Origin of the sequence: Bacillus sp. I-2 (genome assembly GCF_001974945.1) — a bacterium.
Lineage (GTDB): Bacteria > Bacillota > Bacilli > Bacillales > Bacillaceae > Bacillus > Bacillus safensis.
Map to the genome: position 1 here is coordinate 50835 of NZ_LZRW01000046.1, position 13060 is coordinate 63894.

13 protein-coding genes and 1 other RNA gene are annotated in these 13060 nt (G+C 40.9%); 4 read left to right on the plus strand and 10 right to left on the minus strand.

Annotation, left to right across the window (positions count from 1 at the left end; translation table 11 throughout):
* Positions 1–4: 4 nt before the first annotated feature.
* Entirely contained in the window at positions 5–529 is a 525-nt protein-coding gene (locus BAE31_RS18135) for a CcdC protein domain-containing protein (RefSeq protein ID WP_076841066.1), read from the plus strand.
* Positions 530–560: 31 nt separating this feature from the next.
* Here the strand turns inward: BAE31_RS18135 and czrA are convergent, their stop codons facing one another.
* Positions 561–890, minus strand: a complete 330-nt coding sequence (gene czrA / locus BAE31_RS18140) for a Zn(II)-responsive metalloregulatory transcriptional repressor CzrA (RefSeq protein ID WP_024422670.1) — start codon at positions 888–890, stop codon at positions 561–563.
* 184 nt (positions 891–1074) lie between these two features.
* On the opposite strand from czrA, the gene BAE31_RS18145 reads away from it, so the two are divergent.
* Both BAE31_RS18145 and BAE31_RS18150 read left to right on the plus strand, forming a co-directional pair.
* A complete protein-coding gene (locus BAE31_RS18145) occupies positions 1075–2400 on the plus strand; it encodes an APC family permease (protein ID WP_076841097.1) in 1326 nt (441 codons plus the stop codon).
* A gap of 97 nt (positions 2401–2497) precedes the next feature.
* Positions 2498–3160, plus strand: a complete 663-nt coding sequence (locus BAE31_RS18150; protein WP_041109460.1) for a lysozyme family protein — start codon at positions 2498–2500, stop codon at positions 3158–3160.
* Between the two features lie 234 nt (positions 3161–3394).
* Here the strand turns inward: BAE31_RS18150 and prpB are convergent, their stop codons facing one another.
* From prpB to BAE31_RS18170, 4 genes are all read right to left on the minus strand, one after another.
* Positions 3395–4312, minus strand: coding sequence for a methylisocitrate lyase (gene prpB, locus BAE31_RS18155; RefSeq protein WP_076841067.1), 918 nt, complete (start codon positions 4310–4312; stop codon positions 3395–3397).
* 12 nt (positions 4313–4324) lie between these two features.
* Positions 4325–5761, minus strand: coding sequence for a bifunctional 2-methylcitrate dehydratase/aconitate hydratase (locus BAE31_RS18160; RefSeq protein ID WP_041109464.1), 1437 nt, complete (start codon positions 5759–5761; stop codon positions 4325–4327).
* 2 nt (positions 5762–5763) lie between these two features.
* Positions 5764–6906 (minus strand): citrate synthase, encoded by a 1143-nt coding sequence (gene mmgD, locus BAE31_RS18165; RefSeq protein ID WP_041109466.1) that lies wholly within the window; start codon positions 6904–6906, stop codon positions 5764–5766.
* Between the two features lie 168 nt (positions 6907–7074).
* Positions 7075–7614 (minus strand): DUF420 domain-containing protein, encoded by a 540-nt coding sequence (locus BAE31_RS18170; protein WP_076841068.1) that lies wholly within the window; start codon positions 7612–7614, stop codon positions 7075–7077.
* A 198-nt stretch (positions 7615–7812) separates the two neighbouring features.
* Here BAE31_RS18170 and BAE31_RS18175 point away from each other — a divergent pair, with 198 nt between their 5' ends.
* Positions 7813–8325 (plus strand): GNAT family protein, encoded by a 513-nt coding sequence (locus BAE31_RS18175; RefSeq protein WP_029708157.1) that lies wholly within the window; start codon positions 7813–7815, stop codon positions 8323–8325.
* A gap of 153 nt (positions 8326–8478) precedes the next feature.
* On the opposite strand, the gene BAE31_RS18180 is transcribed toward BAE31_RS18175, so the two are convergent.
* The 5 genes from BAE31_RS18180 to BAE31_RS18205 all read right to left on the minus strand — a co-directional run bounded on the left by BAE31_RS18180 (position 8479) and on the right by BAE31_RS18205 (position 13027).
* Positions 8479–9300: a LysM peptidoglycan-binding and 3D domain-containing protein gene (locus BAE31_RS18180; RefSeq protein WP_024422678.1), complete on the minus strand. Its 822-nt coding sequence runs from the start codon at positions 9298–9300 to the stop codon at positions 8479–8481.
* A 234-nt stretch (positions 9301–9534) separates the two neighbouring features.
* On the minus strand, positions 9535–11337 hold the full coding sequence (gene recQ / locus BAE31_RS18190; RefSeq protein ID WP_041109472.1) for a DNA helicase RecQ: 1803 nt from the start codon (positions 11335–11337) through the stop codon (positions 9535–9537).
* Positions 11338–11470: 133 nt separating this feature from the next.
* Positions 11471–11656, minus strand: a non-coding RNA gene (ssrS, locus tag BAE31_RS18195) — 6S RNA.
* A gap of 132 nt (positions 11657–11788) precedes the next feature.
* Entirely contained in the window at positions 11789–12289 is a 501-nt protein-coding gene (locus BAE31_RS18200) for a TraR/DksA family transcriptional regulator (protein ID WP_041109474.1), read from the minus strand.
* 90 nt (positions 12290–12379) lie between these two features.
* Positions 12380–13027, minus strand: a complete 648-nt coding sequence (locus BAE31_RS18205) for an SDR family oxidoreductase (RefSeq protein ID WP_076841069.1) — start codon at positions 13025–13027, stop codon at positions 12380–12382.
* Between the last annotated feature and the right edge of the window lie 33 nt (positions 13028–13060).

Genomic DNA, 13060 nt, shown 5'->3' on the forward strand with positions numbered 1-13060 from the left:
CATCATGACACATCACGTGTGGCAGTTATTCATCATTGGGAGCATTATGCTGATCTGCATCATCTTTCGAATGAATCGAATGAGACGCTATCAGCTTGTGCGCCCGATCAGTCTTTTGATGAGAATGTATGTATTTGGACTCACTGCCCTTATTCTCTTATTAGAAGGCTGGCAAAATCACAGCATTTTCATCTATGCCGCTATTGGTATGCTCTTTGGAAGCAGTCTGGCCGTTCATGCCTATGAGACGATCCGCATAAAAGAAGAAAATGGCCGTCTTTATGTGAAAACGAGTAAATGGATTGAAAGCTTCATTTTATGCTTATTTTTATCACGACTTAGTTTTAAGCTGGGTGAGCTGACGAACCATTCGCTCACAAAAATTGGTGTCGTTGAACTGTATCAGCATATTGTGAGTGATGATGCCATGACCATGCTCAGCTTTTTTCTGTTAGCTGCTTACTATGTCGTTTTTTCTTATCAAATGATGAAAGCAGGTAAACGAGCAGCACATACGCATCATGCGTAAAAACCTTCCTATATGAGTAGGAAGGTTTTTATTAGTCATGCTGTGCATGATGAATCATTTGTTCAAGTACTTCCATCACATGCTGATCTTCAGGGCTGTAAAAGATCGATGTCCCTGCTCGTCTAGATTTCACGAGACGAAGGTTTTTTAAAAAACGCAGCTGATGAGAAACAGTTGATTGCATGAGATTGAGCGTTTCTGCGATATCATTTACCGAGTATTCACCTTGAGACAGCAGGTGCAGAATACGAATACGTGTCGGATCAGATAAGGCTTTAAACGTTTGGGAGACAAGAAATAAACTTTCTTCATCCAGCTCCATCCGTTCCTGTTCTTGATTTGTATTCAGTTCTTCCTTCATTTCGCTTCACCTTTCTTGTTAGTCAAATCACGACTTATTCTATGTATCATCATATACTAAAACGTCCGGCGTGCAAAGCGGGCACACTTTAAACAAAAGATTTATTCAAATAGCATTGACACTTGGTAGCATTCTTTTTAAAATGAGCATTATTTATTCATTTTTAGAGGAGCTGATAGGCAAATTGACTGAAGAGCCAAGACTAAAACGCAGCCTGACTGTCTTTCCACTTGTTGTGATCGGGCTTGCTTATATGGATCCACTTGTCGTATTTGATTCATACGGCATTGTTGCTCAGTTGACGAAAGGACACGTCGCTGCAGCTTATATATTTACGTTACTTGCATTACTATTGACAGCGCTTAGCTATGGGAATATGGTGAAGGCTTTTCCAAAAGCAGGATCTGCTTATACATATGCGCAAAAAAGTATTCATCCTCATGTCGGCTTCCTTGTGGGCTGGACACTTTTACTGGATTATTTATTTCTGCCTATGGTGAATTTTGCGATCGGAAGTGCTTATTTAACCGCAGCCTTTCCTGATGTACCTCATTACATTTGGATCATCATACTTGCTATCGCCATAACGACTGTCAATGTCATCGGTATACGGCTTACAGCCAACATTACGGCGCTGTTTGTGACGTTTCAGGTCATTGTCGCCGTCACCTTTGTTGGGTTTGTTATTTATGGGCTCACGCAAAACGCTGGCAGTGGAGAGCTATTGTCAGCCCGGCCTTTTTATTCAGCGAGCTTAGATCCAGCGCTTATTTTTTCAGGAGCGACCATTTTATGTTTCTCCTTTCTAGGATTTGATGCCATTTCCACTATGTCTGAGGAAACCATTAAACCAAAAAAGACGATTCCGCTTGCCATTTTCTTAACAGTTGCGATTGGAGGCGTACTGTTTACGTTGACGTCTTATTTTTTGCAGCAGGTGTTTCCAAATTTTCAGCAGTTCAAACATCCTGATGCAGCCTCACTTGAAATTGCAGAATTTGTGGGCGGCGCATTTCTCCACTCGTTCTTTTTAGCCGGCACAATGGTCGCTGTCATTTCTTCCTCCTTATCGTCACATGCAAGTGCAGCAAGGCTTTTATATGCAATGGGAAGAGATCAATCGTTACCAAAGCGTTTCTTCGGGTATATTCATCCGAGATTAAAAACCCCTGTTTTTAATATTTTATTAATCGGAGCTTTCTCCTTAACGGCAGTCGTTGGCGAACTTGAAGTCATTTATTCCTTTATCAGCTTCGGCGCGTTAATTGGATTTACCTTTGTGAATTTGTCTGTTTTTGCGTACTTTTTCATCAGACAAAAACAAAGAGGTGTACTGAATACATTGAGGTATGCGGTGATCCCTCTATGCGGGACGGCGTTTTGCATTTGGCTGTTAACGAGCATCAGTACAAATGCATTAATCATTGGCATGATTTGGCTGATTATCGGTTTTGTTTATTTCTGCTTCAGGCTGAAAACAAGACCTGAATTTACGTTTGGATATGATTGATTATAAGGTTTTCACTTGGTATCCTGCACAGGATATGGCATAATGAAAAGGCTGTACTTCCCTTTTAAAAGCGGGGCAAAACAGGGGTGAACTGACCTTGAAAAAGAAAAAAACAGGATGTTTTGCCATTTCAGGCTGTTTCACGATTTTTCTCTTTGTTTTCGTATTAGCAGCCATTGCCATCTCCTTTAATCAAAAGGAGTTAAAAAAGCTGCCGATTGATACGGAATCAATTGTTTTGTCGAGATTGGATGATTACAAACCGCTTGTAGAAACAGAGTTAAGAGATCAAGATTTAGATCAGTATACCGGGTTAATCCTCGGTATGATGTATCAAGAATCAAAAGGCAGAGGCGGAGACCCAATGCAGGCCTCTGAATCTCTTGGTTTGAAACGAAATGAAATCAATGACCCTGAGAAAAGCATTAAACAAGGAGTCCATCATTTTTCGACTATGTACAAGCATGGGAAGAAAAAAGGCGTTGATTTGGAAACCATTATTCAAAGCTATAACATGGGAATCGGCTATATTGATTTTGTTGCAAAAAACGGGGGAAAACATTCCGAGAAACTGGCAAAGCAATACTCCAAAAAGCAAGTGAAACGAAACCCCAAGGTCTATACGTGCGGCGGCAACAAAGATAACTTCCGCTATCCGTATTGCTACGGTGACTTCACTTACGCTGAAAAAGTAAAAGAAAAAACGAAAACAGTTGAAGAAAAGATGAAATTGGCTTCTTCATCCACACCATCATCGTAAAAAACACTTCCGTAAAGGAAGTGTTTCAGATTGCTGACAAAGGGCTAAAATGATCTTTATTTTAGCTCTTTGTCTTCTTTTAAAGCGTGATAGAAAACCTTTGCAGCCCTAGGAAGGGCGAGCACCAGAGCGGAGCGAATTTAACATTCGTGAGCAGTGGCGCACAGACCTGACAACGAATGCGAAGGTTTGTCTACACGCTGAAGCACTTCCGTCAAGGAAGTGCTTTTCATTTTATCGCTGTTCTTTCCCAATTTCCGGGAGGATCGTTTTTGCTAAATGCTGGTCCATTGCCTCATATTCATCATAATGAATCGTTTCATACAGCTCTTTTCTCGTTTGCATATCCCCAAGTATCCCCTGCTGCGTTCCCTTTTCCATGATTTCTGTAAATAAACGCTCATACGCTTTTGCAGCAACTCTAAGTGATGACACAGGATAAATGACCATTTGAAAGCCAAATACAGAAAATTCGTCTGCATGATAATAAGGCGTCTTGCCAAACTCCGTCATGTTTGCAAGGAGCGGACCTTTAATATTACTTGACGCATGCGTGAAGTCCTCTGCTGTGATGAGTGCCTCAGGAAAAATAGCATCAGCTCCTGCTTCTACGTAAAGATTGGCCCGGCGGATGACATCCTCCATTCCATTTACGGACTTTGCATCGGTTCTCGCAATCACCAAAAGCGTTGGTGCCGCTTGTTTGATGGCTTTGATTTTTGCGACCATTTCTTCTACTGGAACGAGTGATTTCCCGTTTAAATGCCCGCATTTTTTCGGCATTTGCTGATCTTCAATTTGAACAGCTGCCACTTTGCTCTCAACCATTTCTTTTGCCGCTCTTGCTGCATTTAAAACACCGCCATAACCTGTGTCCATATCGACCAACAGCGGCAGCTGGGAAGCTCGAATCATCTCCTTCGCTTTTTCAGCCATTTCTGTTGAATGGATCATGCCGAGGTCTGGCAGTCCTTTGCTGGCACAAAAAGCGGCACCTGATAAATAGAGCCCTTGAAAGCCCATTTTTTTCGCATAGAGCGCAGACATTCCATCGTGAACGCCTGGAATTTGAAATAAAGCTGATTTGTTCATTTGTTCTTTAAAGGCTGCGGCTAAATCAGCCTGACTTCTTTCTTCATTCACGATCCACACGCTAGCTCCCCCTTATATGACGAATAAGTCCATAAATGCTGGTACTGTTGTTGTTTTTAATTGATTTGGATTTTGGCAGAGTGACACAATTTGATCCACTTGTTTTTCTGGAAATCTTGTCTTTAAATGATAGACCCATTTCTTTTCAAGCAGCGGAATGCCTTCCTGTCTTCTTCTGCGATGACCAAGCGGGTATTCAATTTCAATTCGGTCTGTCATTGTCCCGTCTTTAAAGAATATTTGTACACAGTTTGCAATCGATCTCTTTTTCGGATCTAAATAATCCTCTGTGTAACGTTTATCCTCTTTCACAATCATTCGATCACGAAGACGATCAATGGCTGGATTTTGCGCCGTTTCTTCTTCATAATGGTCAGCTGTTAGTTCACCATAGATCAGTCCAATAGCTGTAATATACTGCAAGCAATGATCACGGTCTGCCGGATTATAAAGCGGTCCTTTCTTATCAATAATCCGAATCGCTGACTCATGTGTCGTAATCTCTACCCGGTCAATTTCATCTAAACGATCTTTTACAGCGTCATGCAGCATCACAGCCGCCTCTGCAGCAGTCTGTGCATGAAACTCAGCAGGATAAGCAATTTTGAAAAGAACATTTTCTATGACGTATGATCCAAGGGGCTGGGCGAGCGTAAGTGGTTTTCCTTTCATAAGAACATCTTCAAAGCCCCACTTCTCTGCACTGAGGGGCGTTTGATAACCCATTTCCCCTTTACGTGTCATCATTGCCAGTCTCACTCCGCGGCTTGTTGCGTCCCCTGCTGCCCATGATTTCCTCGATCCTGTGTTTGGGGCGTGGCGATACGTCCTAAGCGGGGAATTATCAACAAACGCTTGTGATAAAACATGCTGGACCTCTTCTTTTGTTCCGCCAAGCATAGCACACACAACTGCACTTGTTGCCACTTTGACAAATAACACATGGTCCAATCCATTTCGATTTAGACAATTTTCTAAAGCAAGGACACCTTGAATTTCATGTGCCTTGACGATTGCATGCAGTACATCATTCATCGTTAGCGGCTCTTCTCCGTTTGCAAGGCGTGTTCTGCTGATATAATCACTTACAGCTAATATTCCGCCTAAGTTATCTGACGGATGCCCCCACTCCTGTGCAAGCCACGTGTCATTATAATCTAACCAGCGGATCATACAGCCAATATCAAAAGCCGCTTGAACAGGATCTAGCACAAACGAAGTGCCGGGAACTCTTGCTCCGTTTGGCACGACTGTTCCAGGTACGATGGGTCCAAGGTGCTTCGTACATTCTGGAAAATTGAGCGCCAGCATTCCGCACCCGAGCGTGTCTATGAGCACATACCGCGCGGTTTCAATGGCCTCTTTGCTCGTAATTTCTCCGTCTACTGCATAGGCAGCGATTTCTTCTAATAGCTGATCTGTTTGATTGGCGACTGCTGTTTTGTTCATGTTCATTCCCCCGTTTTTCCATCATCATTTGAAACCTTTAATCCTCTTGGCCCTAGATACCGGACTCTCGGTCTAAAAATGCGATTATGCAAATGCTGTTCAATCACATGTGCGGCTAATCCGCTAGCTCTTGCAGCAAAGAAAATGGGTGTATAAAGTGAAATAGGGATTCCGAGCACGTAATAAATAGGTGCAGCATAATAATCAAGATTTGGATAAAGGTTTTTCTGCTCTTTCATATATGCCTCTCCTGCTACACACATGTCATATAGCGTTGTATCTCCCTTCGATTCGGTAAGCGTTTTCAATGAACGTTTTAAAAGAGCGGCTCGCGGGTCCATTTTTCTCATGTATACTCTGTGGCCAAAGCCCATCATTTTTTCTTTCGCGGCTAATTTTCGTTCAATAAGCGCAAGAAATCCTTCTGTTGTTTTTCCTTCAAGAAGCATGTGCATGACAGCTTCATTTGCTCCTCCGTGGAGGTCACCTTTTAATGAAGAGATCGCTCCAGTAAATGCACCATACATATCAGAATGCGTGGATGCAATCACTCTAGCCGCAAACGTTGAATTCGGCAGCTCATGTTCGCTATATAATGTGAGTGTTTGGTCAAAAGCGGTAATTTCGTCTTGTGTCGGGGTGCGTCCAGTTAGCATGGATAAAAAGTTTTCAGTGTAGGATTTGGTCTGATCTGGAGAAATAGCGGCGTCTTTTGTGAGAATATAATAGCTTCCAGCAACAATGGCCGGCAACTGTCCTAGTAATTGAACTGCACGCCTTTCTTGGCACGCTTCAGATCGATCATGTAATGCGTCATCATACCCTGCAAGAGCAGATAAACACGTTCTCATCGCATCCATAGGATGAGTGGTTTTTGGCAGCTTCGTTAATATAGTTTGAATGGTTGGATGTAAGCTCGTTTGTGAGGATATATCTTGCTGAAATTGGTGATATTCCATCTGATCTGGTAATCTTCCATAAATAAGCAGATAGGCTGTTTCTAAATATGTCTTGTTTTGTGCCAGCTCAATGAGGTCGTACCCGCGAATCACAATTTCCTCTTGCTCCACATCTAAGTATGATATGGACGTTTCGCTTGCCACAATGTCTTCAAGCCCCGGTTTATACTGCAATTGTTCAGTCATCATATAACCCCCGTTTCGTCCAATTGTTGATCTCCAAACGAGCAAACGGCCAGAAATGATGTGAATCTATAGATGGGAAGATACCGTGCTAGTCGGATATCCAATTTCCATTCTATCCAAAGCACTTCATCTTGTAAATAAAAGAACGTATGTCCAGTTGGACATACGTTAGCTGTAATATGGAGAAATCATGATATAGACAATGACGCCAGTGAGACTAACATAGAGCCAAAGCGGCATCGTCCAGCGGGCAATTTTACGGTGACGCTCGACCTGCATCTGTGCGCCTCTAAAAAGTGTAATCAGTGCAAGCGGTACAATAATAGCTGAGAGCACAATATGTGTAATCAAAATAAAGAAATAAATCGGACGGATGATCCCTTCTCCTCCGAAGTGTGTATCAGCTGCCATTGAATGATATGTTACATAGGAAATTAAAAAGACAAGTGTTGTTGAAAATGCAGCAAAAATAAATCGTCTATGTGCTTTAATGTTCTTTTGTTTAATCATAATGAGTGCTGAAAGTAAGAAGATAAACGTAAAGCTGTTCATCACGGCATTCAGTAAAGGCAGAAATGTAATATCCAGATGACTAAATTTATCTGATTTTGGCATTAAAAATAATAAAGCGATTAATCCGTTTATGGCAATTGTTAAAATGACAACAATGCCGGTGAATTTTTTCGGTTTTTGATTCTGTTCGTTCATGTTTGAAAACCTCTCTTTATTAGTTCCGACTAAGAGTATGTTATTTAACTTTCTCTATAAAGTCAATGAATTCGCTGTCTTCGTCGAATTTTAGACAAACTTGCCGATAATCGGCATTCTAACGGCTTGAAAGATCCATCCACTTCCTTTAAAATTGGAATTTATGTGATTTTTATCATTTCTTATATGAAAGGAGTAATGGACTTGTCAATCTTACAGGAAACACCCAAAGATGTGAAGGCGTTAGAGCAAGAATTACAGCAATTGCAGTTCCAAATGTATCGAATGCAAGAAAATATGAAAGATATTTCGAAAAAGGCAAAGATCATTGGCATTGATCAGGCGAAAGAAGATGAATGGATGATTGTTTCTGCTATTGAAAATGCTGATACATGTAAAATCATGCTGACCGATTGTGAAAAAGCTTTTCGCGGACAATCTGATTTTTCCTTAATTGCTGAATATCCTGAAGAAGGAAAGATTCATATTGCTGATATAAAAGGCCCTCCCGATAATGGATACGGCTCAATCTGTATGAAGCATTTAAAAGAAATCGCAAGAGAGCAGAATATCCCAGTCATCACAGGTGACCTCGTCAAAAGAGATTGGAATCACGTGGACCGATTGATTCACTTTTATGAAAAGCACCAATTTGATGTCCAAATCAATTGGAAAGAACAAAGCGGAGAAATTTATTGGGTGGACAGCTAACGACAAAAAAACAGCGTGTATGATGGAATATACGCTGTTTTTTGTCGAAAATGCAAATTTTTCTGAAAAATGTGTGTTTTTTTGACCAAAAAAAGGGTACAATAAAAGCATCAGGCCGCCACCTGATGCTTTCTTCCAAAAAACAATAAGTTACTAGTTAAGTACTTTCACTTTGACTGATTTTACGCCCCAATTTTTTGCTTGGGATTTGCTTGGTACATGAACATCAATTTTGTTACCTTTAATTGCGCCGCCAGTATCTGCTGCGATGGCTTCACCGTAGCCTTCAACATAAACCTTACTTCCTAATGGAATGACATTAGGATCTACTGCAATCACTTTCGCATTTGGGTTTTTGTTTAAGTTTACCCCTGTTGCAGTAATACCTGAGATGCCACCATCATTTGCTGTATAAGCCGTAGCCGTTACAGTCATTTCTTTTTGTACACTTTGACTAGCAGAAGATGATTCTGCTTTAGCTGTTTCCTGTTTAGGAGCAGCTTTTTTCGGTGCTTCCTGTTTAGGAGCAGCTTTTTGTGTTGTTTGCTCTTTTTGGACAGGCTCCTGTTTTTGTACAGGCTCTGAGCTTACCGGAGCTGAGCTTTGACCAGCAACACTTAGTGTTGAACCAATCATAATTATATCTGAGTTTAAGTTATTCCAAGACTTAATATCGCTAATTGACACATTGAATTTTTGAGCGATTTTCCAGAGGCTGTCCCCCTTCTGGACTTTATACTGCTCCTGAGTTTTCTCTTTTGAAGAGATTGTCAATTTATCACCTACATAAATCATGTCTGTAGATAAATTGTTCCAACCCTTTAGGTCCTTTAGAGACACATCATTTTTTTGAGAGATTCCCCAAAGTGTATCACCTTTCTTCACAGTGATTTCCTTTGCAGAAGCTTGCTGTGCTCCAAATGCTGTTGTAGAGATTGCTGCAACAGCAACCAAGGACATAATAGTCTTCTTCATAAAGTAAATCCTCCCTTGTTAGCTTTTTATGGCGGCTAACGAGTGCTATCGTAACATATGTAAATGTCAATTCAATAACAAAACGATATGTTTTAGATTACAGTTCCTTTACATGAAACATCTCTCTCCATTGGTAAATCAGACCACAAAACAGCTCGATTACCCGCCATATCAAGGTTTTGAAAGGATCAGAAACCTCCTGTTGAAAACGTGTCCAAACGCAGCGAAAAAAATTTATTTTTCTTCTTCAACCTTTTTATTTTTCTCTTTTTCTATAAATAAACGGATTTCTTCTAAAAAAACATCCCCGTATTTCTCTCTTTTTTGAGCACCTATTCCCTTAATATGGAGAAGTTCTTCTTCTGTTTTAGGCTGAACGGCTGACATTTCCTTCAAGGTTTGATCAGAAAATACAACAAATGGCGGAACGCCCTGCTCTCTCGCCAGCTTCATTCTCACCGCTCTCAGCTGCTCAAATAATGCATCGTTTTCTTGAATCGCCTCTCTTTTCACTGCCTGCTTTTTATACACAGCCTCTTGCCCGACTAACACTTTCTTTCCTTTATGTGTCACTTTTAATGTTGGATAAGCTCCTTCAGACATGTGCAAATACTCTTCTGTAATTAAAAATTCGATGAAATCACTGATTTGCTGGGCTGATTGCTGCTTCATTAAAGCGTATGTAGGAAGACGGTCGAAACCGAGGTCAAGCACTTTTTTATTTTTAGAGCCTGCCAGTACTTGAGCAATCATCATTTTTCCAAAGCGCTCGTTCATTCTAACCGTACACGATAAAACCATTTGCGCTTCTCGAGTGACCTCTTCACGCTCTCTTTCATCAAGGCAATTACTGCATTTTTGGCAAGGGGCACTTGCTGATTGATCAAAGTAGTCCATCACAAATTGCTGCAGACATTGCTCAGTGTGACAGTAATCGACCATTTGTCTAAGTTTAAGCAGCTCATGCTGAAAGCGCACTTCATCTTCTGTTGACTGTTCAATGAGGAATCGCTGCATTCGTACGCCCTGCGGCGAAAACAGTAAAATGCATTCACTTTGGAGCCCGTCTCTGCCGGCGCGTCCAGCCTCTTGATAGTAGCTTTCAATATCCCTTGGAATTTGATGATGTATCACAAAACGGACATTTGACTTATTAATTCCCATGCCAAATGCAGATGTAGCGACCATAACCTGGATGTCATCGTTTAAAAACAGGTTTTGCTGCTCTTCTCTCATATCGTCATCTAACCCGCCATGATAAATGCCCGCTTTGATCTTTTGTTTCTTTAGCCGATTGTAAATATTTTCGGCTTCTTTTCTAGTAGCAGTATAGATAATGCCGGACTCAAGCTTATTTTTCTTCATATAATGTGTGATAAAGCGGTCACTATTTTCTCCTTTGACCACCTGAAAAGATAAATTTTCTCTAGCAAACCCAGTAAAAATGGTTTCTTCTTCGTTCATGCCAAGCTGTTCACATATATCTCGGTGAACCTTTTTCGTGGCTGTAGCAGTTAATGCGACAATCACTGGCCTTTTTGTCAGCCGATTTAAGCATTCTTGAATAAAGCGGTAGCTTGGCCTAAAATCATGCCCCCACTCAGATATACAGTGCGCTTCATCAATTGCAATTAGAGGGATCGTTAACCGATCAAGCAGCTGAAAAAAACGCTCATTTTGTAAACGTTCAGGTGTGATATAAAGCAGCTGATATTCCCCATCTTCACATTTTTTCAGCCTTTTATTCATTTCAGCTGCGGAAAGTGTACTGTTTAAAAAGGACGAACGTATGCCCATCTCATTTAGCGCATCGACTTGATCTTTCATTAAAGAAATTAGCGGGGATACAACGATCGTTGTTCCTTCCATCATCAGGGCAGGAATCTGGTAGCAAACCGATTTCCCCCCGCCTGTCGGCATAATACAGACGGTATCCTTCTGTTTGTTTACAATCGATTCAATGGCTTGTTTCTGTCCCTGCCTAAAGGCGTCAAAGCCAAAGTATTGTTTCAGGAGTGCTTCTGCTTGTTCTAACATCCAATTCCCTCTCCGTCTTTTGTTTTGTCTATTTTAACATACATTCATGCCTCTTCCGACCGACTGTGCAATTTCGTTTTTTCATAAAATAAAAAGCCATTTTCCGCAATGGAAAATGGCTTGAATCATCCTAGGAAAAGCTGCGGATGCCGTAATCTAAGTAAGAAAGTTTTAAACCACCACTCCTCAAAGTGGGTGTTTGCAGAAACGTTCCTGTCTTCCTCGCTAAGGAGGCATGACATTCCGGCTTCAATATAAAACTCCCTATTACAGCTTAAAGGTTAAAACTTAATTAACATTACGCGCATCGCAGCCTTTAAACTATATTACACGAAAGTTTATTAAATTTCAAGAGATCTTTTTTCTATGAAATACTCATGTATACAAGTTATTTGTTCATGTGTACATAAGAAAAAATTATTCTGAAAAAACTTAACCTTCGCTTATGATCCTATTTTTCCTCATCTACATCAACATCCTGCTCTTCCTCTAATCTTTCATACGTATCTGAATGCATCTGATCCATTGTTTCTCTATTTGTTAAATCGCGCATTTGATCGGAGAATGAACGGTCAAATGCGTTTGGATCTTGAGTGGTTTCTTCATTTTTCTTTGCATCTATTGAATAACGTGTATATGGAACTGCTTTTAAACGCTCGTATGGGATCTCTTTCCCCGTTTTCTCACATATCCCATATGTTCCGTCTTCCATTCGTTTCAGTGCTGCATCGATTTCACCTTCAAGCTGATCATCGACTTGATCCAGCGTTTGTTCTGTCATGCGGTCTAAATAGATGCTCCCATGATCAGCGATATGATTTCCAACACCATTTGAAATCTCACTCGATTCAACGAGCATCGATTCTTCTTTCTTTTTTGATCCCTTCACATCTTCTTTTAATTGAATCAATCTTTCGTATAAATCAGCTTGTTGTTCTTTCGTTAAGCCCACGGTCAATCACTCCTTTCTCATTACCTTCCCGCTGAAAGGGAAAAGAAAACATCAAAAAAGCCGCCGCTCTTTGGCAGCAGCTTTCTTTTCTTACAGATGGCGAAGTGCTTCTTCTACTGATTTTTCGCCTTTCATCAAGTCAAAGGACTTATTTTTCACATTGGATTCTGTTAAGCTCTCCACAAGAACAATGGCTACGTCCTCTCTTGAAATCTCGATGTTTTGATCATCTGGAATATGTTCGGCAGCTTCAATCTTTCCTGTCTTCTCCTCATGCAGCAGGGCACCTGGGCGGACAATCGTATAGGAAAGACCTGACTGTTTTAAGTGCTCATCGGCTTTTCTTTTTGCTTCATAATAAGTTTCCATACTTCCTTGCCCTTTTCCTTGATTCGGATCATCTGCATTATAGGCACTAAGCATAACAAAATGCTGGATGTTTTCTTTTTTCGCTGTATCAACGAGGCGTTTTGCACCTTCTTGATCGACCGCAATGGTCTTATCTGCACTTGTTTTTGAGCCTGAACCAGCTGCAAAGATGACAGCGTCTGCTTGTTTCACAGCATCTGTCACATCTTTTTCAAGATCACCGATGACAGGTGCTGCACCAAGTTCTTTTAGTGCATCAGCTTGTTTTTCATCTCGAATGAGAGCAAGCGGCTCATGTCCTTTTTCTTTTAAATAACGAACGACGAGTCTGCCTGTATGTCCATTTGCTCCTGCAACTAACACTTTCATTGTTCATTCTCCTTTCTGTATCTGTTTCATCTT

Excerpts from the sequence above, each read along its gene's own strand:
- BAE31_RS18205 (WP_076841069.1), bottom strand. The coding sequence starts at position 13,027 with ATGAAAGTGTTAGTTGCAGGAGCAAATGGACATACAGGCAGACTCGTC.
- mmgD (WP_041109466.1), bottom strand. The coding sequence starts at position 6,906 with ATGACTGAACAATTGCAGTATAAACCGGGGCTTGAAGACATTGTGGCA.
- BAE31_RS18135 (WP_076841066.1), top strand. The coding sequence starts at position 5 with ATGACACATCACGTGTGGCAGTTATTCATCATTGGGAGCATTATGCTG.
- recQ (WP_041109472.1), bottom strand. The coding sequence starts at position 11,337 with ATGTTAGAACAAGCAGAAGCACTCCTGAAACAATACTTTGGCTTTGAC.
- czrA (WP_024422670.1), bottom strand. The coding sequence starts at position 890 with ATGAAGGAAGAACTGAATACAAATCAAGAACAGGAACGGATGGAGCTG.
- BAE31_RS18170 (WP_076841068.1), bottom strand. The coding sequence starts at position 7,614 with ATGAACGAACAGAATCAAAAACCGAAAAAATTCACCGGCATTGTTGTC.
- BAE31_RS18175 (WP_029708157.1), top strand. The coding sequence starts at position 7,813 with ATGGACTTGTCAATCTTACAGGAAACACCCAAAGATGTGAAGGCGTTA.
- BAE31_RS18180 (WP_024422678.1), bottom strand. The coding sequence starts at position 9,300 with ATGAAGAAGACTATTATGTCCTTGGTTGCTGTTGCAGCAATCTCTACA.
- BAE31_RS18160 (WP_041109464.1), bottom strand. The coding sequence starts at position 5,761 with ATGAACAAAACAGCAGTCGCCAATCAAACAGATCAGCTATTAGAAGAA.